General features: G+C 59.0%; 26 protein-coding genes. 15 read left to right on the forward strand and 11 right to left on the reverse strand.

All coding sequences use genetic code 11. The annotated features are described in order from the left end of the window. The first annotated feature begins 543 nt into the window (after nucleotides 1-543). Together GPL81_RS31595 and GPL81_RS26450 are read left to right on the forward strand one after the other, a co-directional pair. Complete coding sequence (locus GPL81_RS31595) at nucleotides 544-2652, forward strand: S-type pyocin domain-containing protein (RefSeq protein ID WP_246218991.1); 2109 nt, start codon at nucleotides 544-546, stop codon at nucleotides 2650-2652. Continuing rightward, nucleotides 2649-2906 carry a hypothetical protein gene (locus tag GPL81_RS26450; protein ID WP_160109117.1) on the forward strand — a complete coding sequence of 86 codons (258 nt, stop codon included), beginning with the start codon at nucleotides 2649-2651 and terminating at the stop codon, nucleotides 2904-2906. The genes GPL81_RS31595 and GPL81_RS26450 overlap by 4 nt, the downstream gene beginning before the upstream one ends. 50 nt (nucleotides 2907-2956) lie before the next feature. Here the strand turns inward: GPL81_RS26450 and GPL81_RS26455 are convergent, their stop codons facing one another. From GPL81_RS26455 to GPL81_RS26470, 4 genes are all read right to left on the reverse strand, one after another. Next, on the reverse strand, nucleotides 2957-3868 hold the full coding sequence (locus GPL81_RS26455; RefSeq protein ID WP_160109118.1) for an SDR family oxidoreductase: 912 nt from the start codon (nucleotides 3866-3868) through the stop codon (nucleotides 2957-2959). Nucleotides 3869-4107: 239 nt separating this feature from the next. After that, complete coding sequence (locus tag GPL81_RS26460; protein WP_160109119.1) at nucleotides 4108-5010, reverse strand: alpha/beta fold hydrolase; 903 nt, start codon at nucleotides 5008-5010, stop codon at nucleotides 4108-4110. Beyond that, complete coding sequence (locus tag GPL81_RS26465) at nucleotides 5010-5792, reverse strand: class II aldolase/adducin family protein (RefSeq protein WP_160109120.1); 783 nt, start codon at nucleotides 5790-5792, stop codon at nucleotides 5010-5012. Before GPL81_RS26465 ends, GPL81_RS26460 begins: the two co-directional genes overlap by 1 nt. A gap of 233 nt (nucleotides 5793-6025) precedes the next feature. Then, the gene (locus GPL81_RS26470; RefSeq protein WP_096513407.1) at nucleotides 6026-6481 is read right to left on the reverse strand and encodes a flavodoxin; all 456 of its coding nucleotides are present in this window, start codon (nucleotides 6479-6481) and stop codon (nucleotides 6026-6028) included. Nucleotides 6482-6583: 102 nt separating this feature from the next. On the opposite strand from GPL81_RS26470, the gene GPL81_RS26475 reads away from it, so the two are divergent. Both GPL81_RS26475 and GPL81_RS26480 read left to right on the forward strand, forming a co-directional pair. Then, entirely contained in the window at nucleotides 6584-7060 is a 477-nt protein-coding gene (locus GPL81_RS26475; protein ID WP_160109121.1) for a PAS domain-containing protein, read from the forward strand. Between the two features lie 54 nt (nucleotides 7061-7114). Further along, nucleotides 7115-7720 carry a hypothetical protein gene (locus tag GPL81_RS26480; protein WP_160109122.1) on the forward strand — a complete coding sequence of 202 codons (606 nt, stop codon included), beginning with the start codon at nucleotides 7115-7117 and terminating at the stop codon, nucleotides 7718-7720. A 2-nt stretch (nucleotides 7721-7722) separates the two neighbouring features. Here the strand turns inward: GPL81_RS26480 and GPL81_RS26485 are convergent, their stop codons facing one another. Next, nucleotides 7723-8682: a MerR family transcriptional regulator gene (locus GPL81_RS26485; RefSeq protein ID WP_160109123.1), complete on the reverse strand. Its 960-nt coding sequence runs from the start codon at nucleotides 8680-8682 to the stop codon at nucleotides 7723-7725. 210 nt (nucleotides 8683-8892) lie between these two features. Here GPL81_RS26485 and folM point away from each other — a divergent pair, with 210 nt between their 5' ends. The 6 genes from folM (at nucleotide 8893) to GPL81_RS26515 (ending at nucleotide 12815) form a co-directional block, all read left to right on the forward strand. Beyond that, nucleotides 8893-9603, forward strand: a complete 711-nt coding sequence (folM, locus tag GPL81_RS26490) for a dihydromonapterin reductase (protein ID WP_160109124.1) — start codon at nucleotides 8893-8895, stop codon at nucleotides 9601-9603. A 19-nt stretch (nucleotides 9604-9622) separates the two neighbouring features. Beyond that, nucleotides 9623-10201 (forward strand): GTP cyclohydrolase I FolE, encoded by a 579-nt coding sequence (gene folE, locus GPL81_RS26495; RefSeq protein WP_160109125.1) that lies wholly within the window; start codon nucleotides 9623-9625, stop codon nucleotides 10199-10201. Beyond that, nucleotides 10201-10572: a dihydroneopterin triphosphate 2'-epimerase gene (gene folX, locus GPL81_RS26500; protein ID WP_096513413.1), complete on the forward strand. Its 372-nt coding sequence runs from the start codon at nucleotides 10201-10203 to the stop codon at nucleotides 10570-10572. The genes folE and folX overlap by 1 nt, the downstream gene beginning before the upstream one ends. A 118-nt stretch (nucleotides 10573-10690) precedes the next feature. After that, the gene (locus GPL81_RS26505) at nucleotides 10691-10987 is read left to right on the forward strand and encodes a DUF1244 domain-containing protein (protein ID WP_160109126.1); all 297 of its coding nucleotides are present in this window, start codon (nucleotides 10691-10693) and stop codon (nucleotides 10985-10987) included. Next, nucleotides 10980-11318, forward strand: coding sequence for a HopJ type III effector protein (locus GPL81_RS26510; RefSeq protein WP_160109127.1), 339 nt, complete (start codon nucleotides 10980-10982; stop codon nucleotides 11316-11318). The genes GPL81_RS26505 and GPL81_RS26510 overlap by 8 nt, the downstream gene beginning before the upstream one ends. A gap of 246 nt (nucleotides 11319-11564) precedes the next feature. Further along, nucleotides 11565-12815, forward strand: a complete 1251-nt coding sequence (locus tag GPL81_RS26515) for a 2-aminoadipate transaminase (protein WP_160109128.1) — start codon at nucleotides 11565-11567, stop codon at nucleotides 12813-12815. A 172-nt stretch (nucleotides 12816-12987) separates the two neighbouring features. Here GPL81_RS26515 and trxB read toward each other — a convergent pair whose 3' ends face one another. Then, nucleotides 12988-13944, reverse strand: coding sequence for a thioredoxin-disulfide reductase (trxB, locus tag GPL81_RS26520; RefSeq protein WP_096513417.1), 957 nt, complete (start codon nucleotides 13942-13944; stop codon nucleotides 12988-12990). Nucleotides 13945-14258: 314 nt separating this feature from the next. Here trxB and cysZ point away from each other — a divergent pair, with 314 nt between their 5' ends. Next, on the forward strand, nucleotides 14259-15011 hold the full coding sequence (cysZ, locus tag GPL81_RS26525; protein WP_096513418.1) for a sulfate transporter CysZ: 753 nt from the start codon (nucleotides 14259-14261) through the stop codon (nucleotides 15009-15011). Nucleotides 15012-15065: 54 nt separating this feature from the next. Beyond that, the gene (locus GPL81_RS26530; RefSeq protein ID WP_160109129.1) at nucleotides 15066-16265 is read left to right on the forward strand and encodes a glycosyltransferase family 4 protein; all 1200 of its coding nucleotides are present in this window, start codon (nucleotides 15066-15068) and stop codon (nucleotides 16263-16265) included. Nucleotides 16266-16353: 88 nt separating this feature from the next. On the opposite strand, the gene GPL81_RS26535 is transcribed toward GPL81_RS26530, so the two are convergent. The 3 genes from GPL81_RS26535 to GPL81_RS26545 all read right to left on the reverse strand — a co-directional run bounded on the left by GPL81_RS26535 (nucleotide 16354) and on the right by GPL81_RS26545 (nucleotide 18795). Beyond that, nucleotides 16354-17457: an NADH:flavin oxidoreductase gene (locus GPL81_RS26535; protein WP_160109130.1), complete on the reverse strand. Its 1104-nt coding sequence runs from the start codon at nucleotides 17455-17457 to the stop codon at nucleotides 16354-16356. A 247-nt stretch (nucleotides 17458-17704) separates the two neighbouring features. Then, nucleotides 17705-18187 carry a glutathione peroxidase gene (locus GPL81_RS26540; protein ID WP_096513421.1) on the reverse strand — a complete coding sequence of 161 codons (483 nt, stop codon included), beginning with the start codon at nucleotides 18185-18187 and terminating at the stop codon, nucleotides 17705-17707. Between the two features lie 122 nt (nucleotides 18188-18309). Beyond that, entirely contained in the window at nucleotides 18310-18795 is a 486-nt protein-coding gene (locus GPL81_RS26545) for an FKBP-type peptidyl-prolyl cis-trans isomerase (protein WP_007942189.1), read from the reverse strand. Between GPL81_RS26545 and GPL81_RS26550 the strand changes: the two genes are divergently transcribed. The 3 genes from GPL81_RS26550 to GPL81_RS26560 are packed head-to-tail and all read left to right on the forward strand — an operon-like array spanning nucleotide 18764 to nucleotide 22156. Beyond that, entirely contained in the window at nucleotides 18764-19090 is a 327-nt protein-coding gene (locus GPL81_RS26550; RefSeq protein ID WP_160109131.1) for a DUF3565 domain-containing protein, read from the forward strand. The genes GPL81_RS26545 and GPL81_RS26550 overlap by 32 nt on opposite strands. Before the next feature lie 60 nt (nucleotides 19091-19150). Then, nucleotides 19151-21250 (forward strand): phosphate acetyltransferase, encoded by a 2100-nt coding sequence (gene pta, locus GPL81_RS26555; RefSeq protein ID WP_096513422.1) that lies wholly within the window; start codon nucleotides 19151-19153, stop codon nucleotides 21248-21250. Beyond that, nucleotides 21251-22156, forward strand: coding sequence for an acyltransferase (locus GPL81_RS26560; RefSeq protein ID WP_160109132.1), 906 nt, complete (start codon nucleotides 21251-21253; stop codon nucleotides 22154-22156). It abuts the gene before it with no gap. A 200-nt stretch (nucleotides 22157-22356) separates the two neighbouring features. Here the strand turns inward: GPL81_RS26560 and cysN are convergent, their stop codons facing one another. Both cysN and cysD read right to left on the reverse strand, forming a co-directional pair. After that, nucleotides 22357-24255, reverse strand: coding sequence for a sulfate adenylyltransferase subunit CysN (cysN, locus tag GPL81_RS26565; protein WP_096513424.1), 1899 nt, complete (start codon nucleotides 24253-24255; stop codon nucleotides 22357-22359). 9 nt (nucleotides 24256-24264) lie between these two features. After that, the gene (gene cysD / locus GPL81_RS26570) at nucleotides 24265-25182 is read right to left on the reverse strand and encodes a sulfate adenylyltransferase subunit CysD (protein WP_007970286.1); all 918 of its coding nucleotides are present in this window, start codon (nucleotides 25180-25182) and stop codon (nucleotides 24265-24267) included. Nucleotides 25183-25196 lie beyond the last annotated feature (14 nt).

Below are 25196 nucleotides of genomic sequence, written 5' to 3' on the forward strand. Positions count from 1 at the left end.
TTGCGCGCCCCGTAACAGTGCATGTCCGGAATCGCTATTTTTCCTTTACCGACAAAGACTTATTCTTGCTGGGCTTTCACGGAAAACAGCCTGAAAGCACGAAGCGGCAGCGTTTGATGTACTCACGCCGTTCGCGACAGATTTCAGATGATTTGAAGGTTTCGAGTCATCGCCCCGTGTACACCGACGTTGATTTGTAGCTCCTGGATCCAACGTCTTGCTTTGGCCGCTGCGTTTGCAGCGGCCTTTTTTATGGGCGAAGGGTTTGTGGTCGCAGTCAATTTAAACTTAGCGTTTAACATGAGTCCTACAAGACATTTCCTGTAACTGCATAAGAAATATCTTTTTACGTAGAAGATTTTCTCAACTTTATTTCAGCCACCTCGAAACACCCTTCAAAATCACATGTAAATTCCCATGGCTTTCTCAGACCCGTCTATTTTCATATCGCTGTAACTTTAATTGGCGCAACGAAACAACTGGCAATTCACACTCGCCAGAAAACTCGTCACCAGCGACGCGCCAATTCAAAGGGATATGAAAATGCAAAAACCGCCAACAGACATCGTTATAAAAGATCAGAGACCAGGTTTTCTTGAATTCGAAACGGCTGTCAACATAACCGGAACTAAAGGCAAAGGCCGTAACCCTTCATCGACAACGAGTCTACCGATTAATCACAGTGGACAATTCGGCATTCAACCAGGCAACGCAAATGTCTCCCGCAACTTTTTCAACACCAGAAAATCACTAGCGGAAGACTATCAAACCCGAACAAACCAACTTCCGCAAATCATTGAAAATGAGTTAGCTGCCACGAGACTTGAGGGCCCCACCAACCCGGTGCCGCCTATAGAAGGCATCATTCGCGAGTTGGGAGTACTTCACAGACTCTGGGTTCGCAAACAAGTCGAATTTAGTCAAAAAACAATCGTGACCAATAGTTTTTATGGTTACGATCCCATTGACAGACCATGGCAGGAGTTTTCCCAGAGAGCCAAGGAATTTGAAACACCACTGCGTGCTAACGGCGTTGGAATGCAAGTATGGACCAATGCTTCCAGAGCTGCATACGACCTAAGGTTACTAACCCAAACCATTCAGACGCTCAATCAGCGAAGCATCAACTTACAACACACCCTGGCTGCTTTGCAGGCCGCTGAGCAGGCTCGAGTGGCAGCCGAACAAGAAGCTCAACGTGTTGCTGCTGAACAGGCGCGCATCAGGGCAGAAGCTGAAGCAAAGGCCCATGCTCAAGAGCAAGCACGATTGGCTGCATTGGCAGAAGCCGAGCGAGTGGCCGGCGAGCAAGCCCGGATTGCCGCGGAAGCAGCTGCACAGTACATCGCGGCTGAACGGGCTCGCCTCGAAGCCGAGGCCGAGGTTCAACGGCAAGCCGAACAACTGCGCCAAGAGAATGAACGGCTAGCGGAAGAACAAGCGTTCCGTGAGGCAATGGAATCGCTGAATGCCGGCAAAGGCATTCGCCCGTTTCCCGTATCGGGTGCGGCAGCTGCAAATGGCCCTGTATTCGCTGTAGGTGCTGGCACGCTGGCCGTTGAAACCGCAACTGCGCTTGCGATCAGGACCGCCCTGAGTTCGGCAATTGCTACTGCAATCACGGCATCGGCAGCGGCCGTCGGAGTTGCATCTGGTGCAGTTATTGTTGTTGGGGTTGCAGCGCTGGTTTACCACGCGCTACGAGATAACAACGAACCGTACGCTTTGAGCGTTCCGCTCTCGGATCTGACGACCTACGACGCCGATCAACTGCGTGACATCGCTCAGGCCAACGGAGACATCGAACTACCTGTCGCGCTCGGCTCCCGGACTGTAGATAACTCCACAGAGTTTTTCGTCGCTGCCACAAACGGCACCACGGTGCCGCGCAAAGTACCGGTGCGTCCCGCCATCTATGATCCGGGCCTGAACCTTTACAGAACCGAGAGCACGGACGCCCAATCCCCCGGCATGACATGGACGCCAATTGTCAGCCCGGGCGACGCGTCAACGGCTCTTCCTGTGACTCAACCGGACGTTGCCCCTTACACCGGCGCTACCGCAACCCCACTCGAAGGGAGGATCGATCCGAACCCGGAGCTGGATCTCTACAGCTTTGGGGTTGAGATCTACGTATTTCCACCGCAGTCGGGAATTCCGCCTCTGTATGTGGTGTTCAACAGCCCATACGAGGGTGCTGTTGTTGAGGGTGAACACAGCGGCCGCGATTTCAACCCTGATCAATCGGGTGGGCCAACTTTAAATATGAACTGGAACGATGCAGTCGTTTCACAAGAAGGATCCGACATCGTGAAACTACATACATCAAAATTTATTCAGTCCGATGCCAATAAAGTGATGATTGACCGGCTGGATCGAATTTTCCGTGGAGAACTGGAGATAACCGATACCGATAAACGCTTCTACACTCACGAGATCAGAGAATTTGAAAGATTTAAAGCTTTGGGATATGGAGACACTGAAATGCCGGATCCCGATTCCCCAGTATGGAACAATGTTCATACTGCAACGCTGGAAGACTTTAAACTGAAAGATGATCTTTCTCTACTCTACACGCCGGAAGCACTAGCAGCTGCTGCGGAGCAAGATGAGCGCGATTATCAACGCTTTTTGAAGGAGATGTTGAAATGAGCATTATTGAGCAGCTAGTAAAAGATGAATCCCTGGAGGATATCGTTACCGTGTTCGCATTGGTCAAGGCTCCACCCCACTTGGACATGATGATCAGTCGCTACAAGCCGGAAACAATCAGGCACGGAGAGCTTCAACTCGCCTATACGCGACTGTTCGAAAAGGGTGTGCTAGAAAAAGGAGAAAAGGGATTGGCGAAAAAAGGCCCTAACTGGAAAGCTCCCAAATTTGTAACAAAGAACAGATACGGCTGATAGCAAAGATACCCCAAGCCGCACCCAGCGGCTTGGGGGTCTCGCGCCCCTTACAACGAATACCTCTGCAAATTCCCCATCATTTCCTTCAGCGCCTCAATATTGTCCTTCGGATGCGCCGCGCCCTCGAAATCACAGATCTGCTGCCAGTGCGCCGCCACGTCTTCCGGGGAGAAACCCACCCGTGGATCGAACCCGGCACCGAGGCTGCGTTCCCAGCGCACCTTGCCCATCCAGCCGCCGCCGACTTCGAACAAACCGGAGGTCTCCTGGCAGTTTTCGCTGGCCAGGTACACCACCAGTGGACTGACCAGTTCCGGTTTGAGTTGCTCGAACACTTGCGGCGGGATCAGGCCTTCGGTCATGCGGGTACCGCCGGTGGGGGCGATGGCGTTGACCAGGATGTTGTTCTTGCGGCCTTCGATGGCCAGGGTGCGCGTCAGGCCGTAGAGGCCGAGTTTGGCCATGCCGTAGTTGGACTGGCCGAAGTTGCCGTAGATACCCGAGGTGGACGCGGTGAAGATCACCCGGCCGTAGTTTTGCTCGCGCATGTGCGGCCAGGCGGCGCGGGTGACTTTGTAGGCGCCTTCGACGTGGACGCGGTAAACCAGGTCCCAGTCGGCGTCTTCCATTTTATGGAACGTCTTGTCGCGCAGGATGCCGGCGTTGTTGACTACGACATCGACACGACCGAAGGCGTCGAGGGCGTGTTGAACAAGCTTGTCGCCGTCGGTGACCGAGTCGTGGTTGGCCACGGCGGTGCCGCCGGCTTCGCGGATTTGCGCGACCACGCGATCCGCCGCCGAAGCGTTGGCGCCTTCACCCTGGGTCGAGCCGCCGAGATCGTTGACCAGCACTTTGGCGCCCTGTTTGGCGAACAGCAGTGCGTGCGCCCGTCCCAGGCCGCCACCTGCACCGGTGATGATCACGACTTTATCTTCGAAGCGCACAGATTCATTCATGGGGAACTCCAGCAGGCCAGGGACATTGCCTTGGAGTTTCAGGCACGGCGCTGCGGGTCACAATGAACAGGGGGGAGGCTGAATGGTGTGCGATAAGGCAGGGGGATGATGTAGCCGCGGATGGTTCATTCATCCCCGGCTTCTGTAGGAGCTGGCTTGCCAGCGAAGACGACCTGGAGTCTTGCACCGCCAATCAGGTCGCCTTCGCCGGCAAGCCGGCTCCTACAGCAGGCTCAGCACTATGAACACGCTACTTTCAGTGGCGGCAACATCAGCCGGTCGCGAAAGGCCAGGTAGTGCTTGAGGACCTGGCACGGTGCCTCGATCTGCGGGTAATGGCCGATGTCGCTCAACAACACCGTGTCGGGTTCGGGGATCAGCTCTCGATAACGAGCGACCATGTGCGCCCCGGAGATCGGATCGACCTCGCCATCGATCACCCGCAGCGGCACGTCGCCGCGTTGCATCGCGCCGACCCAGCGCTCGCGCTGTACGCGCCGCTCGGGAATGTAGGTGATCAATTTGTGCATGATCCTTGGACCGTGATTGTTTTCGATCAGGCTCCAGAAATCATCCATCTCGCTTTCACTGGGACGGGTGTGCGGGCCGAAGATCTGGCGGAAACTCTTCACCAGCCCGTCACGACTGAACGCACGGCCGATCATCCAGCCCAAGGGGCTGAGCAGCAATTTTTGCATCAGGACCGGGCGATGGGTTTCCGGAAACAACCCACCATTGAGGAACACACAGCTTGCGATATTGATCTGCGATTCGTAATGCCGGGCCAGCATTTCCTGAGCCACGCTGTCGCCATAATCGTGAGCCAATAAATGTACCGGTTGCCCGACATCCAAGTGCTCCAGCAGCGCCTGTTGCAGATCGGCCTGCTCCAGCAGGCTATAGGCGTGGCTCACCGGTTTGGCCGAGTCACCGAAACCCAGCATGTCGCAGGCGATCACACGATAGCGCTGAGTCAGTGGTTGCCACAGGTAATGCCAGTCCCAACTGGCGCTTGGGAAGCCATGGATGAGCAGCAGTGGCTCACCCTGCCCCGCCGTCCAGTAACGGATGGTCTGGCCACGGAACTCGAACGTCTGGCCACGCTTGCGCCAGATACACAGCGGGATCTCGGCGAGTGCCATTAGAGTTTATAACCCGGGTCTTGTTTATCGAGTTTGCGCAGCAGCGCTGGCCAGGCCAACGCGCCGCCCATGCCTTGAGCACTTTTGGTGACACCGGCGATCATCGCCTTGGCACCCGCCAGAATGTGCGGCTCGATGGCGATCAGTTCCGCGCCGCCGGTCTGTGCCATGACCTGGATATCGCAGGCGCGCTGGAAGGTGAACATCATCAGGAAGGTGTCGGCAATGCTGCTGCCGCAGGTCAGCAGACCGTGGTTGTGCAGCATAAGGAAATTGTTTTCGCCGAGATCGGCCTGCAACCGTGCCTTCTCCTCATGGTTGAGCGCGACGCCTTCGTAGGCGTGATACCCCAGACTCGAAAGGACGAACAGCGACTGCTGGCTGATCGGCAATACGCCCTGTTTCTGCGCCGACACCGCCACCCCGGACGCCGTGTGAGTGTGCAGCACACAGACGACATCGTGACGGACTTCATGCACCGCACTGTGGATGGTGTACCCGGCTGGATTGATTTCGTAGGGGCTGTCCATCAGTTTGTTGCCGGCCTGATCGACCTTGACCAGGCTCGACGCGGTAATTTCATGAAACATCAGCCCGAACGGATTGATGAGGAAGTCTTCAGTGCCCGGCACTTTGGCGGAGATATGGGTGAAAATCAGATCATCCCAGCCATGCTGGGCCACCAGGCGATAACAGGCAGCGAGGTCGATACGGGTCTGCCATTCAGCGGGGCTGACCAGCTCTTTGACACTGTGGGGCGATTGGACGGGGGCTACGCTCACGGCTAGGAACCTCTGGTTTTTATTATGGAGTGTTTCCAATAACTACCGAGTCTAGTCAGCCCTCCGGGTTCGCGTAGTTGCATTGGCAGCCAGCTTGATGGCCGAACGAGTCAGCGGACAGGGGATCGTGGATCCATGTCAAACAGCCGCCGCCAGAGAAGAGGTGGGGCGCGCGTTCAGCCGCCCCGCCAGAACAATGACGAGCCCGGTCGCGGGTACTTCCAACGGACCGGTCAGCCGCGTAGAGCGCCGGCCAGTTCCGCCAGCCAGGGCTCGGCGTCCGCTTCCGGCGTCACGCTTTCGCTGGCGTCCAGGCGCAGCATCGGCAGGACTTCGCGGATGCCCAGCTCAGCGAACAGCTCACGCATCAGCTCACCGCCGCCGCAGAACGTATCACCATAACTGGCATCACCCAGACCGATCACCGCCCCTGGCAAGCCGCGCCAGGCAGCGGGCAACTGATCGCGAATTGCGAAGTACAGCGGCTGCAGGTTGTCCGGCAGCTCGCCCATACCAGTGGTCGAGGTCACGGCCAGGAAGGCTTCGGGACCAAAGGCCTGCACATCGGCCAGGCTTGCACGCGGGTTGTGCCAGGTTTCGAAACCGGCGGCTTTCAAAATACTGGAGGCATGGCGGGCGACTTCTTCAGCCGTGCCGTACACCGAGCCGGAAATGATGGCGACTTTCATCAATCTGATCCTGAAGCTGAGTAAAAGACCGGGATCTTAACAGCACGGCCTGTATTGTTCTTTTAGAATGCCCCAGACAACCAACAAGGAAGGGGTTCACCCATGATCAACGCAAAACTGCTGCAGCTGGCCATCAACGCCTCCAACGACGGTATCGTGATTGCCGAAAAGGAAGGCGATCAAGACAAGATCCTGATTTACGTCAACCCGGCGTTCGAACGCCTGACCGGGTACACCAGCGAAGAAATCCTCTATCAGGATTGCCGTTTCCTGCAATCCGGCGACCGCGATCAGGAGGCGCTGCCGAAGATCCGTGACGCGTTGAACAATGAAGGATCCTGCCGGGAAATCCTGCGTAACTACCGCAAGGACGGCACACCGTTCTGGAATGAGCTGTCCCTTTCAACGGTGAAAAACCCGAATGATGGGCAGGTTTATTTCATCGGCGTGCAGAAAGACGTGACCGTGCAGGTCAAGGCGCAACAGCGTGTGGCGCAGCTTGAGGCGCAATTGGCGGAAGTCCAGGCTGAACTTGCTGCGCTCAAGGCGACGAACGGTACAAACAAATCTGCGAATTAGTTGTCATTAACTACAATCACCAATGACTTTGTAATTCTTTCTTTCGAGCTAGCCATGCAACGCGACGCGCTCCTGACCCAGGATGAACTGGATTTCATTCAGAGCATGCAACACAACCCGCAACTCAATGTGCGGGACGCGACGTCGAGCCTGCTCGTCAACGGCGGTTCGCAAATCCGTGACTTGCTCACGCGCCTTGCTGCCCATGAGCAAGTCACCATTCAAGCCAACTTCGAAAACCAGCAAATGACTTTCCCGCTGCATCTGGTGGAAGACGAGTTTCATGCCCTGCATCTGCGCCTGGGTGTCCCCAGCATCTATGAAGACGGGCCACTGGTTCGGCCATGGCGCCTGGTGCTCGACGAACCCGTGGCACTGGAAAACGCCAAGGGCCAGCCTGGCACGATGTGGGTGCACGAAGTGTCGTTCAAAGGTGTTTTGCTGGAGATTCACAACAAGACCAAGGCGCCGAAGCATTTTGCGTTGTGGTTCAGCCCCTCAGGCTACGAGCGGATTGCCTTGCGTGGCACGCTCGAGAAGGAAACCGAGAACGGCTTCTATGCCTACACCCTGAGCCAGAGCGACAAGGATGAAACCGAACGCCTGCGCCAGTACATCCTGCAGCAGCACCGCCTGACCCACCCTGCCCTGCATCTCTGACGTCAAGTATCCAGGTTGCCCGCCAGAAACTGTTTCAGTCGCTGGCGCATCACCGTGCCTTCGTTCCCCAGGCAGCCGATCGACGAGCCGGCCAGGCTGTCCTGAGCGAGATCGGACGCATCACCAGCCAGCATCACCGGACACTCCAGGCTCATCGCCAGGCGATTCAACCGCCGTGGCAGATCAGGGGTGGGTACATGATTGGAAAACAGAACCAGCGCCTGGGGTTTGATTCGATCGCAGACCAGCGTCAATTCGTCGAACGGCTGGCCGGTGGTCAATACGCGCACGCCGGTATGTCCGCTGCTCAGGAACAGGGCGGCAACCAGCAACTCAAGTTCCCGGCACTGGCCTGCCAGGGCGCTGACGAGGACTCGCCTGGGTTGCTTGTCGCGGATCAACAGCAAACGCTGCAAAACCCGTGATCGCAGAAAACCATCCAGGAACAGCCACTCACTGGTCCGGCCGAATGAGTCGTGGCGTTGCAGCAATTGCTTCCAGAGCGGGACAAGGATGTCCTGGAACACCACCGGCTGGGAGTAAGTGGAAAAGATCTGTCCGTAGACCTGCTCCAGCTGAACATCGTCGAAAGCACTTACCGCAGCCTGCACTTGCTGCTGCCATTGCGCGTAGTCGGCGAGTACCAGGTCATTGGGGATGAAGTGCGACAGTGCTTCAAGCGGTGCAGCCTTGGCCAGGATCTTGCCGATCTTGCTCACCGCCACGCCGCGCTCGATCCACTCGAGGATGCTGCGCACACGCTCGATATCGGCCATGGAGTACAGACGGTGTCCGCTTTCGGTACGCGTGGGAACGATCAGGCCGTAACGCCGTTCCCATGCGCGAAGCGTGACCGGGTTGACGCCCGTCAGCCGCGCCACTTCGCGAATGGGAAAGAGCTCTTCCCGTTCAAGAGAGAGCATAGGCGACTTACCGGTAGCAACGTCAGTCAGGACAGGCATCAGCGGATTGGCGTCCGTGTTTTTATTTGGATCCCATTGTACCCCTGCCGCCCCGTCATGATTCAAGACATTGATTGTTACGCAGGACACAGACGTCGCGAATAGAATCGCCTTCGCGAGCAGGCTCGCTCCCACAGAGGACGCTGCACCCATAGGTAGTCCGCTGTTGTCGCTGGTATAGTTTTGCTCTCACCGCGACGCGAGCCGTTCATGAATTCCTCCGTAGCCCCAATCCTTATCACCGGTGCCGGCCAACGTGTCGGCCTGCACTGTGCACAGCGATTGCTCGAAGACGGCCATCGCGTGATCTTCAGCTACCGCAGTGAACGTCCCGGCGTGCAAATCCTGCGCGACCTGGGGGCGACGGCGGTGTTTGCAGACTTCTCCACCGAAGCCGGGATCTTCGCCTTCATCGGCGAACTGAAAACCCATGCCGACAGCCTGCGGGCGATTGTCCATAACGCCTCCGAGTGGCTGGCCGAAACCCCGGACACCGATGCGACGGCATTCACCCGCATGTTCAATGTGCACATGCTGGCACCCTACCTGATCAATCTGCATTGCGCTGATCTGCTCGAACGCTCGAGCCCCGCCGACATCGTCCACATCAGCGATGACGTGACCCGCAAGGGCAGCAGCCGGCACATCGGCTACTGCGCCAGCAAAGCCGGACTCGATAACCTGACCCTGTCCTTTGCCGCCAAGTACGCGCCTGGCATCAAGGTCAACGCAATCGCCCCGGCCCTGCTAATGTTCAACCCTGATGACGACGCGGCCTATCGCGCCAAGGCGCTGGCCAAATCCGCGCTGGGCATCGAGCCCGGCAGCGAAGTGATCTACCAAAGCCTGCGTTATTTGCTCGACAACCCTTATGTCACCGGCACAACCCTGACCGTCAACGGCGGAAGGCACATCAAATAGTGCCCCGCGAGGATCTTCCATGACGCTATCCCTGCCCCGGAACGCCCTGTCCGAAAGCTATCGCGAGATCCTGATCGGCGTGGGTGAAAACCCCGACCGCGAAGGCCTGCTCGACACCCCGATGCGTGCTGCCAAAGCCATGCAGTACCTCTGTCATGGCTACGAACAGTGCGTTGAAGAAATCGTCAACGGTGCGCTGTTCGCCTCCGACAACGATGAAATGGTGATCGTCGACAACATCGAGCTCTACTCGCTCTGCGAACATCACATGCTGCCCTTCATCGGCAAGGCGCATGTGGCTTATATTCCAACGGGCAAGGTGCTGGGCCTGTCGAAGATTGCACGACTGGTGGACATGTTCGCCCGTCGCCTGCAAATCCAGGAAAACCTGACCCGGCAAATCGCCGAGGCGGTGCAAAAGGTCACCGGTGCGGCTGGCGTTGCCGTGGTCATCGAAGCCCAACACATGTGCATGATGATGCGCGGCGTCGAGAAACAGAATTCGACCATGAACACCTCGGTGATGCTCGGCGCTTTCCGCGAGTCGAGCAATACCCGCCAGGAGTTCCTGCAATTGATTGGACGGAGCAAGACGTAATGCCACAACTTCAACCAGGCATGGCACGCATTCGGGTCAAGGACCTGTGCCTGCGCACGTACATCGGCATCAATGAGGACGAAATCCTCAACAAGCAGGATGTGTTGATCAACCTGACCATCCTCTACGCGGCCCAGGACGCGGTGCGTGACAACGATATCGACCATGCCCTGAACTACCGGACCATCACCAAGGCGATCATTGCGCATGTCGAGGGCAATCGCTTTGCCCTGCTCGAACGCCTGACCCAGGAACTGCTGGACCTGGTCATGGCCAACGAGTCGGTGCTGTACGCCGAGGTCGAAGTCGACAAGCCTCACGCCCTGAGGTTTGCAGAGTCGGTGTCGATTACACTTGCGGCAAGCCGCTAAGCTTCAAGCTTCAAGCTTCAAGCTTCAAGCTTCAAGCTTCAAGCGGTAAGCTACAAGCCACCGAAACCCATCTTGCAGCTTGAAGCTTGTGGCTTGCAGCTGTCTCGCAGAGACCCCCATGACTGATCAAGAACGCCTCGAACTCGAAGCCGCCGCCTTTCGCCGACTGGTGGCCCACCTGGACAGCCGCAAGGATGTGCAGAACATCGACCTGATGAACCTCTCGGGTTTCTGCCGCAACTGCCTGTCCAAGTGGTACAAGGCCGCCGCCGACGAACGCCAGATCGAGGTCAGCCTCGATGAAGCCCGCGAAATGGTTTACGGCATGCCGTACGCCGAGTGGAAAGCCCAATATCAGCAAGAAGCCAGCGCCGATCAACAAGCGGCGTTCGCCAAAGGAAAAACCCATGAGTGATTTGAATACCCTGCGCGCCAGCTTCAAGAGCGGCGAACACGTTTTTGCCGATACCCTGGCGTTCATTGCCGCCGGCTACGACTATCAGCCACAGGCATTCAACAACGGCGGCGTGGAAAACGCGGCAGGGCAGAACGAAGGCTCGTGCAAGACCCTGGGGCTGGCATTGTTGGAAGGCCTGAGCGATGACGAAGCCCTGCTGGCATTCGGCGAGCATTACCGTTCGGTGCTGGCGACACCTGAGGGCAGTGATCACGGCAATATCCGTGCGCTAATGGTCCATGGTCTGGCCGGGGTGAAATTCATCCAGCAACCACTGACCCGCCGCTGAACCAAACCCGGCTGTGAACCTGACCCCTGTGGGAGCGAGCCTGCTCGCGATGGACGCAAGAACACCGCGGGGTTTCAGGTAGCCAGCGTTATCGTTGGCGATCATCGCGAGCAGGCTCGCTCCTACAGGTGTTCTGCGACACATCCCCACTTTTAAGATTGACCCGGCGACTTTATTTCGTTTGCCGGCCAGCACTGCTCACGGCTTAGATAAAAAGAAGTCCTCCCACTTCCGAGCCGGTCATCCATGAGCAGCGAAACCATCAGTCAGTCGATCAACATCGTTCACCCTGTCACGCTCAGCCACGGCAAAAATGCCGAAGTCTGGGACATTGACGGCAAACGCTACATCGACTTCGTCGGCGGCATCGGCGTGCTGAACCTCGGCCATTGCCATCCACGCATTGTCGCAGCCATTCAAGATCAGGCCACGCGGCTGACTCACTACGCGTTCAACGCCGCCCCCCATACGCCCTATATCGAACTCATGGATCGCCTGGCGGCGTTCATGCCTGTGAGCTACCCGGTCAGCGGCATGCTCACCAACAGCGGTGCCGAAGCGGCCGAAAATGCGCTGAAGATCGTCCGTGGCGCGACCGGCCGCACGGCAGTCATTGCCTTCGACGGCGCCTTCCACGGTCGTACGCTGGCTACCCTCAATCTCAACGGCAAAGTCGCACCCTACAAGCAGAAAGTCGGCGTATTGCCGGGGCCGGTGTATCACCTGCCCTTCCCTAGCCAGGATAATGGCGTGACCTGCGCCGAAGCGCTCAAGGCCATGGAGCGTCTGTTCAGCGTCGAAATCGACATCGAAGACGTGGCCTGCTTTATTGTCGAGCCGGTGCAGGGCGAAGCAGGGTTCCTGGCCATGGACGTGGCGTTCGCCCAAGCACTGCGGCGCTTGTGCGACGAGAAAGGCATTGTGCTGATCGCCGATGAAATCCAGTCCGGGTTCGGCCGCACCGGCCAGCGCTTTGCATTCTCGCGACTGGGCATCGAGCCGGACCTGATCCTGCTCGGCAAAAGCATCGCCGGCGGCGTGCCGCTGGGTGCGGTGGTTGGACGCAAGTCGCTGCTCGACACCTTGCCCAAGGGCGGCCTGGGTGGCACCTATTCCGGCAACCCCATCGCCTGCGCCGCCGCGCTGGCGACCCTGGACGAAATGACCGATCCCCATCTGCAAGCCTGGGGCACGCAGCAGGAAGAGGCGATTGTCAGCCGTTACCAATCCTGGCGTGATCGCAACCTGTCACCGTACCTCGGGCGCTTGACCGGCGTTGGCGCGATGCGTGGGATTGAGTTGGCGAATGCCGACGGTACGCCTGCTTCGGCACAGTTGACGCAACTGCTGGCACTGGCGCGGGATGCAGGTTTGTTGCTGATGCCGAGCGGAAAATCGCGGCACATCATTCGGTTGTTGGCGCCCCTGACGACCGAGGCGGCTGTGCTGGAGGAAGGCCTGGACATTCTTGAGGCGTGCCTCGCAAAACTGATTTGAACGCACAATCCTTGTAGGAGCGAGCCTGCTCGCGATGGCGATTTTTCATTCAATATTGAGGTCGACTGAATCACCGTAATCGCGAGCAGGCTCGCTCCTACAAAAGATTTGATCGAACATGAAATCGTGGGCACAAAAAACCGGCCGAAGCCGGTTTTTCGTATCTACCGAATCAAGCGTTCTGCAGATTGTCCAGATAACGCTCGGCATCCAGTGCCGCCATGCAACCAGCGCCAGCCGAGGTGATGGCCTGACGGTAGACGTGGTCAGCCACGTCACCCGCCGCGAAGATACCTTCGAGGTTGGTGGCCGTCGCGTTGCCGTCACGGCCGCCGTGCACAACCAGGTAGCCGTCCTTCAAGGTCAACTGGCCTTCGAACAGCGAAGTGTTCGGGGTGTGGCCGATGGCGATGAACACGCCGTCGACTTTCACTTCGTCGAAGCTGCCGTCGTTGTTTTTCAGGCGCGCACCGGTCACGCCCATGTTGTCGCCCAGGACTTCGTCCAGAGTCGCGTTCAGCTTCAGGATGATCTTGCCTTCAGCAACCCGGGCATTGAGCTTGTCGATCAGGATTTTCTCGGCGCGGAAGGTTTCGCGACGGTGAATCAGGGTTACGGTGCTGGCGATGTTGGCCAGGTACAGGGCTTCTTCAACAGCGGTGTTGCCGCCGCCAACCACAGCCACTGGCTTGTTGCGATAGAAGAAGCCATCACAGGTGGCGCAGGCCGAAACGCCTTTGCCCATGAAGGCTTCTTCCGACGGCAGGCCCAGGTAACGAGCGCTGGCACCGGTGGCGATAATCAGGGCGTCGCAGGTGTAAGTCGCGCTGTCACCGATCAGGGTGTACGGCTTGGAAGCAAAGTCCACGGCATTGATGTGATCGAAGACGATCTCGGTTTCAAAGCGCTCGGCGTGCTCTTTCATGCGCTCCATCAACGCCGGGCCGGTCAGGCCGTGGACGTCGCCCGGCCAGTTGTCGACTTCGGTGGTGGTGGTCAGTTGGCCGCCGGCCTGCATGCCGGTGATCAAAAGTGGCTTGAGGTTGGCACGGGCGGCATAGACCGCAGCGCTGTAACCGGCAGGGCCGGAACCGAGAATAATCACTCGCGAATGACGGACTTCAGACATGACCTGCTCCTGTTGACCGGCCCGGAATACCTGGCGCGGAACGCCGGGTTGCCGGCGGGAATAAAAAAGGACCATTGAAAGCACTTGGGGAAGGCTTGAACTCGACAGTCCTGTAAAAGAATGGGTGCAGCGTATCGAGGGGGCGAAGATTAAGGAAATACGGTTTAACAATCCAGCTCATAGGTGGTCTCTATCCCGTCGGCGCGATGAACAGGGCGCCTTTGTTACAGTTAATGTCGATACCGCTGCCGCGCTTTCGCCCGTCAGGCAAAGCCGGTAAGGTCGGCGCGTTTTCCCTCTGCTCGGAGCACGTTATGCCCGCCCCTGTACTGTCCGGCCCGCAATACCTGCGCGAAGGTCTCAAGCTGGTCTTGAGTCCAAGCCTGCGTTTGTTTGTGTTGTTGCCGTTGGCAATCAACCTGGTGCTGTTCGTCGGATTGATCTACCTGGCTGGCCATCAATTCAGCCTGTGGGTCGATTCGCTGATGCCTTCCCTGCCCGACTGGCTGAGTTTCCTCAGCTATGTGCTGTGGCCGCTGTTCGTGGTACTCGTGACCTTGATGGTGTTCTTCACCTTCACGATGCTCGCCAACGTCATCGCCGCGCCGTTCAACGGCTTCCTGGCGGAAAAAGTCGAGGTGGTGGTGCGCGGCACCGACGACTTCCCGGCTTTCAGCTGGGGCGAGCTGATCGCCATGATCCCGCGGACCCTGGGCCGGGAAATGCGCAAACTCGGTTACTTCCTGCCGCGGGCAATCGGGCTGTTCATTCTCTCGTTCATCCCCGTCGTGAACATCATCGCCGCGCCGCTCTGGCTACTGTTCGGTGTCTGGATGATGGCGATCCAGTACATTGACTACCCGGCGGACAACCACAAGCTCGGTTGGAACGAAATGCTCGCCTGGCTGCGGCAGAAGCGCTGGCAGAGCATGAGCTTCGGCGGGATCGTGTACCTGGTGTTGCTGATTCCGGTGGTGAACATCCTGATGATGCCGGCGGCCGTGGCCGGGGCGACCTTGTTCTGGGTGCGCGAGCGTGGGGCCGAGAACCTGGTGAGCCAGCGCTGAGCCATTCCCACAAAAGCGTTCATAAATCCATCATCTGACCGTCACAACGACGACATGGCCTCAGCTGACACTGAGGTCATGACGACAGCTCTGCATATCACCCTGATCACCGAAACCTTCCCTCCCGAAATCAACGGCGTGGCCAATACCCTTGGTCGCCTGTGCGACGGTTTGCGCGCGCGCGGGCATCAGGTGGAGCTGGTGCGACCGCGCCAGGGCGGTGATCCTTCGGCGGGCGGCGACGATGAATTGTTGCTGTGCCGTGGCTGGCCGCTGCCGGGTTATCCCGGCCTGCAATGGGGGCAGTCGTCGATGCACAAGCTGCTCAGACGCTGGAAACGTCACCGCCCGGATGTCCTGTACATCGCCACCGAGGGACCGCTCGGGCTGTCGGCACTGCGCGCGGCACGACGCCTGGGCATTTCGGTGGTCAGCGGCTTTCATACCAATTTTCAGCAGTATTCCAGCCAGTACGGGCTCGGGTTACTGACGCGCCTGCTGACCCACTACCTGCGCTGGTTCCACAATCGCTCGACCTTGACGCTGGTGCCCAGCGTCAGCCAGCGGATGGAGCTGGAACGGCGGCATTTCGAGCGTCTGGCGCTGCTGTCTCGCGGCGTCGACAGCCAGTTGTTTCATCCGGCCAAACGTTTGAATGCGTTGCGCGAACAATGGGGACTGGGCGAGAACGACATTGCCGTCATCCATGTAGGACGTTTGGCACCGGAGAAAAATCTGGGTTTGCTCAAACGCTGTTTCGATCGGTTGAAGTCGACGTATCCACAACGCACCCTGAAGCTGATCGTGGTGGGCGACGGCCCTCAACGCCTGCTCATGGAAAGCGAAATACCCGAAGCGATTTTCTGCGGCAGCCAAAGGGGTGAGGCCCTGGCCAGTCACTATGCGTCGGGGGATGTGTTTCTGTTTCCGAGCCTGACTGAAACCTTCGGCAACGTAGTGCTCGAGGCGCTGGCCTCCGGGCTGGGGGTGGTGGCTTACGATCAGGCGGCGGCGGCACAGCATATTCGCCATGGCTACAACGGCGTGCTGGCGATGCCCGGGGACGAAGAAGCGTTCTGCGATGCGGCGACGTGGTTGCTGGAAGAGCGCGAAACATTGCGCTGCATGCGCCTCAATGCGCGCCAGCATGCCAGTCGTCAGGGCTGGGCGGCGATTATCGAGCAGTTCGAGGGGCAGTTGCGGGGGGCTTGTGTGCAGTCGCAGCCCCTGTCTGATGTGGCGTTGTTGCCATAAAAGCTTCGCTGGCAAGCCAGCTCCTCCAGGTCCGGTGTGGTTCCGGTAGGAGCTGGCTTGCCAGCGAAGAGGCCCTTTCGGGCGCTGCTTAAACCAGCGTCATCAACGCCTCACGGCTGAACGGCAGGATGTCTTCCTCGCGACCGTCGCGCACTTTCTGTGCCCAGTCGGGGTCTACCAGCAGCGCGCGGCCCACTGCTACCAGGTCGAACTCATCGTTGTTCAAACGCTCCAGAAGTTTTTCCAGGCTGGCCGGTTGTGCCACCTTGTCGGTGTTGACCATGAATTGCAGGAACTCGCCGTCCAGGCCGACGCTGCCCACGGTGATGGTCGGCTTGCCGGTCAGTTGGCGGGTCCAGCCGGCCAGGTTCAATTCGGAGCCGTCGAATTCCGGCTCCCAGAAACGGCGGGTCGAACAGTGGAAAATATCCACGCCAGCCTCGGACAACGGCTTGAGGAACTCGCCCAACGCCTCCGGTGTTTGCACCAGCCGCGCGGTGTAATCCTGCTGTTTCCACTGGGAGAAGCGGAAGATGATCGGGTAGCCTTCACCGACCGCCGCACGCACCGCCTGAATCAACTCGATGGCGAAACGCGAACGATTGGCCAGGCTGCCGCCGTATTCGTCGGTACGCTGGTTGCTGCCTTCCCAAAAGAACTGGTCGATCAGGTAGCCGTGGGCGCCGTGGATTTCCACGCCGTCCATGCCGATGCTCTGGGCATCCCTGGCTGCCTGGGCGAACGCGGCGATCACATCCTGAATATCTTGCTTCGTCATGCCGTGAACCACGACATTGCCATCCTTCACTTTTTCCGACGGACCGTAGCCTGGCACGCTGGCGTCCGGCTCGGTGCCGATGCGACGCACGCTGCCCACGTGCCACAACTGCGGAACGATCTTGCCGCCTTCGGCGTGTACGGCGTCGACGACTTTTTTCCAGCCGGCCAACGCGGCTTCACCGTAGAAGTGCGGCACGTTCGGGTAACCGTTGGAAGCTTTGTGACCAACAGTGGTGCCTTCGGTAATGATCAGCCCGACGCCGGCCGCGGCGCGACGGCGGTAGTACTCGATCACTTTGGAATTGGGCACGCCACCCGGCGAAAACGAACGGGTCATCGGTGCCATGACGACACGGGTCGGCAGTTCGAGGGTGCCGAGGTGGAACGGTTTGAACAGGGCTTTGACGGGCATGTGAGCGCTCCACGGGAATAGACTTTATGACGGCGATAATATGGAGATTCGCACGTGCTGAATAGCACTATTGATTTGGGTGATTAAGGCTCAAAAGGCACGGAGCGCTGTTTCCTGTAGGAGCGAGCCTGCTCGCGATGGTCGTCAACGAAAACGCTGGGTATCTGATGCTCCGCGGCGTATTTGCGTTCATCGCGAGCAGGCTCGCTCCTACAGGTACAGGTGTAAATGCAGGTAATGCGGGGTGTCAGCTCAGGGCCTTTTCGATTGCCTGAACGACGCTTGGATCGTCCGGCGCTGTACGTGGTGAGAACCGCGCCAGTACACGCCCGTCTTTACCCAGCAGGAACTTTTCGAAGTTCCAGGTGATGTCACCAGGGAATTCGGCACCCTCGCCCGCCAGCAGCTTGTACAGCTGATGACGTTCGTGACCATTGACGTCCAGCTTGCTGGACAACGGGAAGGTCACGCCATAGTTGAGGCTGCAAAACGCCTGAATTTCTTGCTCGGAACCAGGCTCCTGCCCGGCAAATTGATTGCACGGCAGGCCCAGCACGCTGAAACCCTTACCCTTGTATTGCTGGTAGAGGTTTTCAAGCGCCGCGTACTGTGGGGTCAAGCCGCATTTGGAGGCAACGTTGACCACCAGCACGACGTGCCCCTTGAAAGGCGCCAAAGGTAGCGCCTGACCATTCAGGGCTGTCAAATTAAGGTCGTGAAAAGCACTCATGACGTACTCCAGATTCCCGTGTTCTTCTCGAAACAGCCACTTGGCGGTGTCGCCTCGGACAGCCGCAGACTAAAAAGGCGCCCTCGGGGCGCCTCTCCAGTTATCTGAGCTTAGCGCAGAAATCAGTGGTGATGGCCACCTTCGCCATGGACGTGGCCATGGGCGATTTCTTCCTGGCTGGCGTCACGGATAGCAACGATCTTGACCTGGAAATTCAGGCGCTGACCGGCCAACGGGTGGTTGCCGTCAACGGTAACGTCGTCGCCGTCCAGGTCGCGGATGGTCACGATCTGCATCTGGCCGTCCGGAGCGGAAGCGTGGAACTGCATGCCCACTTCCAGCTCATCGACACCTTCGAACATGCTGCGGCTCAGGGTGCTGACCAGTTCGGCCGCGTACTCGCCGTAGGCATCTTCAGGTTCAACGGCTACGGTCAGCTCGTCGCCGACTGCCTTGCCTTCCAGGGCCTTTTCCAGGCCCGGGATGATGTTGCCTGCGCCTTGCAGGTAGACCAGCGGCGCGCCGCCGGCGGAGCTGTCGATGACCTCACCAGCGTCGTTGGTCAGGGTATAGTCGATGGAGACAGCCTTATTGGCGGCGATCAGCATGGGGCGAGACCTTTTGCAAAAGAATGATGAAAGACCCAGTTTAGCGAAGCAATCGCCCGAAAGCGAACACAACCCGGACAGACGGGGTGCGACGATCACAGGCTTCCATCAGGACGAAGACGGCCACTGGGTGGCCGACCTTTCCTGCGGCCATACCCAACACCTGCGCCATCAGCCGCCCTGGCAATCCCGGGCCTGGGTCATGGACCCTTTGCAGCGCCATGAAAAAATAGGCCAACCCTTTGATTGCGGTTGGTGCGCACAAGGCTCGGTTAGCGATAACCTTGGCGACTGAATTTCGGTGGTCGCCCCGTCCTGGGTCGTCACCCTTGCCATGCACCTCCAGAGAATCCGCATGCAAACTTTTTTTATCGCTCCCACCGACTTTGGTGTGGGCCTGACCTCCATCAGCCTGGGGCTGGTGCGTACCCTTGAGCGGGCCGGCCTCAAGGTCGGCTTCTTCAAACCGATTGCCCAGCCGCATCCGGGTGATACGGGACCTGAGCGCTCCACCGAACTGGTGGCCCGCACCCACGGCCTGAAACCGCCGCAACCGCTGGGTCTGGCCCATGTCGAGCGGATGCTCGGCGATGGTCAGCTGGATGAGTTGCTTGAAGAAATCATCACCCTCTATCAGCAGGCTGCCATCGGCAAGGACGTGCTGATCGTGGAGGGCATGGTGCCGACCCGCAGCGCCAGTTACGCCGCGCGGGTCAACCTGCACCTGGCCAAGAGCCTCGATGCCGAAGTGATCCTGGTGTCGGCACCGGAAAACGAGGTGCTGACCGAATTGTCCGGCCGCGTGGAATTGCAGGCGCAGTTGTTCGGCGGTCCGAAAGACCCGAAAGTCCTCGGCGTGATCCTCAACAAGGTCAAGACCGAGGAGAGCATGGAGGCTTTCGCTGCACGTCTGAACGAGCATTCGCCACTGTTGCGCAGTGGCGATTTCCGTCTGCTGGGCTGTATCCCGTTTCAGCCGGAACTGAACGCCCCGCGCACGCGCGACGTGGCCGATCTGATGGGTGCCCAGGTGCTCAACGCCGGTGACTATGAAACCCGGCGCATGACCAAAATCATCATCTGCGCGCGCACCATGCGCAACACCGTGGAGCTGCTCAAGCCTGGCGTGCTGGTGGTGACCCCCGGCGATCGCGACGACATCATCCTCGCCGTGAGCCTCGCGGCCATGAACGGCGTGCCCCTGGCCGGCCTGCTGCTGACCAGTGACACCCTGCCCGACCCGCGCATCATGGACCTCTGCCGTGGCGCCTTGCAGGCCGGCCTGCCGGTGTTGTCGGTGAGCACCGGTTCCTACGACACCGCCAACCAGCTGAACGGCCTGAACAAGGAAATCCCGATCGACGACCGCGAGCGCGCGGAGATCATCACCGATTTCGTCGCCAGCCATCTGGATGCCAACTGGCTGCACCAGCGCTGCGGCACGCCACGGGAAATGCGCCTGTCGCCAGCGGTGTTTCGCTATCAGTTGATCCAGCGCGCACAGACCGCCAACAAACGCATCGTGTTGCCCGAAGGCAGCGAGCCATTGACCGTACAGGCGGCGGCGATCTGCCAGGCCCGTGGCATTGCCCGCTGCGTTCTGCTGGCCAAACCGGCCGACGTCGAAGCTGTCGCCCGCGCCCAGGGCATCGAACTGCCACCGGGGCTGGAGATCCTCGATCCGGACCTGATCCGTGAGCGCTACGTCGAGCCGATGGTGAAGTTGCGCAAGAGCAAAAGCCTCAACGCGCCAATGGCCGAGCAACAACTGGAAGACACCGTGGTGATCGGCACCATGATGCTGGCGCTGGATGAAGTCGACGGCCTGGTATCGGGTGTCATTCACTCCACCGCCAACACCATCCGCCCGGCCCTCCAGCTGATTAAAACGGCGCCGGGCTGCACCCTGGTGTCGTCGGTATTCTTCATGCTGTTTCCGGAAGAAGTGCTGGTCTATGGCGACTGCGTGATGAACCCGCACCCAAGTGCCAGCGAACTGGCGGAGATTGCCCTGCAAAGCGCCGACTCGGCGGCGGCATTCGGTATCACGCCACGGGTGGCGATGATCAGTTACTCCAGCGGTGAATCGGCCAGTGGCGAAGAAGTCGAGAAAGTACGCGAGGCGACCTTGCTCGCCCATGAACAGCAACACTCGCTGCTGATCGACGGCCCGTTGCAGTACGATGCCGCCGCCAACGAAACCGTGGCCCGGCAACTGGCGCCGAACAGTCAGGTGGCCGGTCGCGCCACGGTGTTCGTGTTCCCGGACCTCAACACCGGCAACACCACCCACAAAGCCGTGCAGCGCAGCGCCGACTGCGTCAGTCTCGGGCCGATGCTGCAAGGCCTGCGCAAACCGGTGAACGATTTGCCGCGCGGCGCGCAGGTCGATGACATCGTTTACACCATCGCCTTGACCGCGATTCAGGCAGCCAACCGACCCATGGATGTTTAAATGCTGGATTTTCTCCCTGCCCCCGTGCGCGGCGTGATCGCCGCGCTGCTGTTGGCGCTCAATACGATTTTGCTCTGCTCGTTTCTGTTCTGCGTGGCGCTGGTCAAGGTATTGCCGTTCGCCGCCACCCAACGTCTGGCACTCTGGTTGATGAGCCATACCCATGAAGCCTGGATCAGCCTCAACAAGGGCTGGATGAATCTGGTCCGCCGAACGCGCTGGCACATCACCGGCCTGCAAGGCCTCGACTATCAGCACTCGTACCTGATCACCAGCAACCACCAGAGCTGGGTTGATATTCTGGTGCTGCAATACGCGCTCAATCGGCGCATCCAGCCGTTGAAGTTCTTTCTCAAGCAGGAGCTGATCTGGGTGCCGGTGATTGGACTGGCGTGGTGGGCGCTCGGCTTTCCGTTCATGAAACGCTACTCCAAGGCCTATCTGGAAAAGCACCCGGAGAAGAAAGGCAAGGACCTGGAAACCACCCGCAAGACCTGCGCGAAATTTCGTGACAACCCGGTGGGCATTTTCAACTTCGTTGAAGGCACACGCTTCACCGAAGGCAAGCATGCCCAGCAACAATCACCGTTCAAATATCTGCTCAAACCCAAGGCCGGTGGCATTGCGTTTGTGCTGGATGCGATGGGCGAGCAGCTGGAATCGATCGTCAACGTGACCATCCATTATCCGGCAGGTCGTCCCGGCTTCTGGGACCTGCTGTGTGGGAACGTGAAGGATGTAGTGGTGCATTTTCAGGAACTGAACATTCCGCCGCAGTTCATCGGCAAGAACTATGACCAGGATGGCGAGTACCGCTTGCAGTTCCAGGGTTGGATCAACCAGTTGTGGCAGGACAAGGATGCGTTGTTGGGGCAGATGCATCGGGAGTATCCTGCGAAGTCTTGAGGCGCCTGTACCGGCCTCATCGCGGGCAAGCCTTGCTCCCACAGGTTAGTGTCGTGCTCAAGGTGGTGACCCCCCGAAATCTGTGGGAGCAAGGCTTGCCCGCGATGACGGACTTAAGGACACAAAAAACCCGCCGATGATCACCCACCGGCGGGTTTTTTCTTGCAGCTTGAAGCTAAAAGCTTGTCACTGCTTCCAACTTAGATCGCGCCACGCTTGCGCAGCAGCTCCAGCACCTGCTTGACGCCTTCTTCCAGCGACACGGACTGGGTATCGATCACCAGGTCGGCATCCAGCGGCACGTCGTACGGGAAGGACTCGCCCGGGATATTATCCCCGGCCGCCGCGTACAGGCCTTGCGGATCACGCTCGGCACACACTGTCGGCGACGCCTGGACGTAGACCGTCAGCAGACGCTCCTTGCCGATCAGCTCTTTGGCCTGCTCACGACCTTCGGCACTCGGTGCAACGAACGCTGCGAGGGTCAGCAGACCGGCTTCGTTGAACTGACGCGCCACGTGCGCGGCGCGACGCCAGTTCTCGGTGCGCCCGGCACGATCCTGTGGCAGACCTTTGTTCAGGTCGTGACGAAGGTTCTGGCCATCGAGCACAAACACCGCACGGCCCAGGTCGAACAACTTGCGTTCTACCGCATAGGCCAGTGTACTTTTGCCCGCACCCGACAAGCCGCTGAACAACACGGTGGCCGGTTGCTGGCCGAAGCGCTGGGCGCGTTCCTCGGTGGCGACGTGGGCCAGTTTGCCGTGGTGCGTGCTGGTGCCATGGGCCAGGGGTTGAGCAACGATCATGCCGGCGCCGACGGTGCCGTTGGTCAAGCGGTCGATGATGATGAAAGCGCCGGTGGTGCGGTTGCTGTCGTAACCATCGAGGGCAATCGGCGCGTCGAGCGCGATCTTGACCTTGCCGATTTCATTCAGCTGCAGCGCACTGGCCGGGCCTTCCTCAAGGGTGTTCACGTCGACCTTGTTGACGATACTGGCAATGGAGCCTGGTACGTAACTGGTGGCGCGCTTGAAGTCGTATTTCTTGCCCGGCAGCATCGGCTCTTCAGCCATCCACACAAGCATCGCTTCGAAGCTGTCGGTGACTGGCGGCACGTTGTCGGCGTGCACCAGCAAGTCGCCACGGGAAATGTCGATTTCGTCTTCCATGGTCAGCGTCACGGCTTGACCTGGACCCGCGTGCTCCAGTTCACCTTCGAAGGTGACAATGGATTTCACGCGGCTGCTTTTGCCCGACGGCAACACCACGACTTCGTCGCCCTTCTTGACGATGCCGCTGGCCAGGGTGCCGGCGAAACCACGGAAGTTCAGGTTCGGACGGTTGACGTACTGCACCGGGAAACGCAGGTCGGTGAAGTTGCGGTCGCCCGCCACTTCCACGGTCTCGAGAATTTCCATCAGCGACTGGCCGGTGTACCACGGCGAGCGTTCGGATTTGTTCACGACGTTGTCGCCCTTCAGTGCCGACATCGGCACGAAGTGCATGCTGGTTGGCTTGAGCTTCAAGCCTTCGGCGAACTGCAGGTAGTCGGCCTTGATCGACTCGAACACGCCCTGATCGAAATCCTTGAGGTCCATCTTGTTGATGGCGACGACGATATGCTTGATGCCCAGCAGCGAGGCGATGAAGCTGTGGCGACGGGTCTGGGTCTGCACGCCATAACGGGCGTCGACCAGGATGATCGCCAGGTCACAGGTGGACGCACCGGTGGCCATGTTGCGGGTGTACTGCTCATGGCCGGGGGTATCGGCAATGATGAATTTGCGCTTGGCGGTGGAGAAGTAGCGGTAGGCGACATCGATGGTGATGCCTTGCTCACGCTCGGCCTGCAGGCCGTCGACCAGCAACGCCAGGTCGATGTCTTCACCGGTGGTGCCGACTTTTTTCGAGTCGCGGGTAATGGCTTCCAGGTGATCTTCGTAGATCATCTTGGAGTCGTGCAGCAGGCGCCCGATCAGGGTGCTCTTGCCGTCGTCGACGTTACCGCAGGTCAGAAAGCGCAGCAGCTCTTTACGTTCGTGCTGGCCCAGGTAGGCGAGGATGTCCTCGCTGATCAAATCAGATTGATGCGACATGACAGCCCCTTAGAAATAACCTTGACGTTTTTTGTCTTCCATCGAGCCTGCGCCATCGTGGTCGATGACACGGCCCTGGCGCTCGGAAGTTCGCGTCAGGAGCATTTCCTGAATGATGTCCGTGAGGCTTTCGGCCTCGGACTCCACCGCGCCCGTCAACGGGTAGCAGCCAAGGGTACGGAAACGCACTTTCTTTTTGACGATGCGGGCTTTGTCTTCATCGCTCAAGTGCTCGAGGATGCGCTCGTCGTCAATCATGATCAGGGTGCCGTTCTTCTCGATGACTTCACGCTCGGCGGCGAAGTACAGCGGCACGATCGGGATGCCTTCGAGGTAGATGTACTGCCAGATGTCCAGCTCGGTCCAGTTCGACAGCGGGAACACGCGGATCGACTCGCCCTTGTTAACCTTGCCGTTGTAGACGTTCCACAACTCGGGACGCTGGTTTTTCGGATCCCAGCGGTGCTTGCTGTCGCGGAACGAGTACACGCGCTCCTTGGCGCGGGATTTCTCTTCATCGCGACGGGCGCCGCCGAAGGCGGCATCGAAACCATGCTTGTCCAGTGCCTGTTTCAGGCCCTCGGTCTTCATGATGTCGGTGTGCTTGGCGCTGCCGTGGGTGAACGGGTTGATGTTCTGCGCCACGCCGTCCGGGTTGACGTGGGTGATCAGGTCCAGGCCCAGCTCGGCGACCATCTTGTCGCGGAAGGCGTACATCTCCTGGAATTTCCAGCGAGTGTCGACGTGCATCACCGGAAACGGCAGCTTGCCGGGGAAGAATGCCTTGCGTGCCAGGTGCAGCATCACGGCGGAGTCTTTACCGATGGAGTACAGCATCACCGGGTTATCGAACTCGGCGGCCACCTCGCGGATGATGTGGATGCTTTCCGCCTCCAGCTGTTTCAGATGCGTCAGTTTGTCGACCATGGCTACTCACGAAA

Source organism: Pseudomonas izuensis (assembly GCF_009861505.1).
Classification (GTDB): domain Bacteria; phylum Pseudomonadota; class Gammaproteobacteria; order Pseudomonadales; family Pseudomonadaceae; genus Aquipseudomonas; species Aquipseudomonas izuensis.

Excerpts from the sequence above, each read along its gene's own strand:
- GPL81_RS26455 (WP_160109118.1), bottom strand. The coding sequence starts at position 3,868 with ATGAATGAATCTGTGCGCTTCGAAGATAAAGTCGTGATCATCACCGGT.
- GPL81_RS26545 (WP_007942189.1), bottom strand. The coding sequence starts at position 18,795 with ATGCTGATCGCCGCCAATAAGGCTGTCTCCATCGACTATACCCTGACC.
- trxB (WP_096513417.1), bottom strand. The coding sequence starts at position 13,944 with ATGTCTGAAGTCCGTCATTCGCGAGTGATTATTCTCGGTTCCGGCCCT.
- GPL81_RS26510 (WP_160109127.1), top strand. The coding sequence starts at position 10,980 with ATGAGTGATTTGAATACCCTGCGCGCCAGCTTCAAGAGCGGCGAACAC.
- GPL81_RS26475 (WP_160109121.1), top strand. The coding sequence starts at position 6,584 with ATGATCAACGCAAAACTGCTGCAGCTGGCCATCAACGCCTCCAACGAC.
- GPL81_RS26560 (WP_160109132.1), top strand. The coding sequence starts at position 21,251 with ATGCTGGATTTTCTCCCTGCCCCCGTGCGCGGCGTGATCGCCGCGCTG.
- folE (WP_160109125.1), top strand. The coding sequence starts at position 9,623 with ATGACGCTATCCCTGCCCCGGAACGCCCTGTCCGAAAGCTATCGCGAG.
- folX (WP_096513413.1), top strand. The coding sequence starts at position 10,201 with ATGCCACAACTTCAACCAGGCATGGCACGCATTCGGGTCAAGGACCTG.
- GPL81_RS26530 (WP_160109129.1), top strand. The coding sequence starts at position 15,066 with ATGGCCTCAGCTGACACTGAGGTCATGACGACAGCTCTGCATATCACC.
- GPL81_RS26550 (WP_160109131.1), top strand. The coding sequence starts at position 18,764 with ATGGAGACAGCCTTATTGGCGGCGATCAGCATGGGGCGAGACCTTTTG.
- folM (WP_160109124.1), top strand. The coding sequence starts at position 8,893 with ATGAATTCCTCCGTAGCCCCAATCCTTATCACCGGTGCCGGCCAACGT.
- GPL81_RS26460 (WP_160109119.1), bottom strand. The coding sequence starts at position 5,010 with ATGGCACTCGCCGAGATCCCGCTGTGTATCTGGCGCAAGCGTGGCCAG.
- GPL81_RS26535 (WP_160109130.1), bottom strand. The coding sequence starts at position 17,457 with ATGCCCGTCAAAGCCCTGTTCAAACCGTTCCACCTCGGCACCCTCGAA.
- GPL81_RS26450 (WP_160109117.1), top strand. The coding sequence starts at position 2,649 with ATGAGCATTATTGAGCAGCTAGTAAAAGATGAATCCCTGGAGGATATC.
- GPL81_RS26470 (WP_096513407.1), bottom strand. The coding sequence starts at position 6,481 with ATGAAAGTCGCCATCATTTCCGGCTCGGTGTACGGCACGGCTGAAGAA.
- cysN (WP_096513424.1), bottom strand. The coding sequence starts at position 24,255 with ATGTCGCATCAATCTGATTTGATCAGCGAGGACATCCTCGCCTACCTG.
- GPL81_RS26540 (WP_096513421.1), bottom strand. The coding sequence starts at position 18,187 with ATGAGTGCTTTTCACGACCTTAATTTGACAGCCCTGAATGGTCAGGCG.
- GPL81_RS26515 (WP_160109128.1), top strand. The coding sequence starts at position 11,565 with ATGAGCAGCGAAACCATCAGTCAGTCGATCAACATCGTTCACCCTGTC.
- GPL81_RS26485 (WP_160109123.1), bottom strand. The coding sequence starts at position 8,682 with ATGCCTGTCCTGACTGACGTTGCTACCGGTAAGTCGCCTATGCTCTCT.
- GPL81_RS26480 (WP_160109122.1), top strand. The coding sequence starts at position 7,115 with ATGCAACGCGACGCGCTCCTGACCCAGGATGAACTGGATTTCATTCAG.
- cysD (WP_007970286.1), bottom strand. The coding sequence starts at position 25,182 with ATGGTCGACAAACTGACGCATCTGAAACAGCTGGAGGCGGAAAGCATC.
- GPL81_RS26505 (WP_160109126.1), top strand. The coding sequence starts at position 10,691 with ATGACTGATCAAGAACGCCTCGAACTCGAAGCCGCCGCCTTTCGCCGA.
- pta (WP_096513422.1), top strand. The coding sequence starts at position 19,151 with ATGCAAACTTTTTTTATCGCTCCCACCGACTTTGGTGTGGGCCTGACC.
- cysZ (WP_096513418.1), top strand. The coding sequence starts at position 14,259 with ATGCCCGCCCCTGTACTGTCCGGCCCGCAATACCTGCGCGAAGGTCTC.
- GPL81_RS31595 (WP_246218991.1), top strand. The coding sequence starts at position 544 with ATGCAAAAACCGCCAACAGACATCGTTATAAAAGATCAGAGACCAGGT.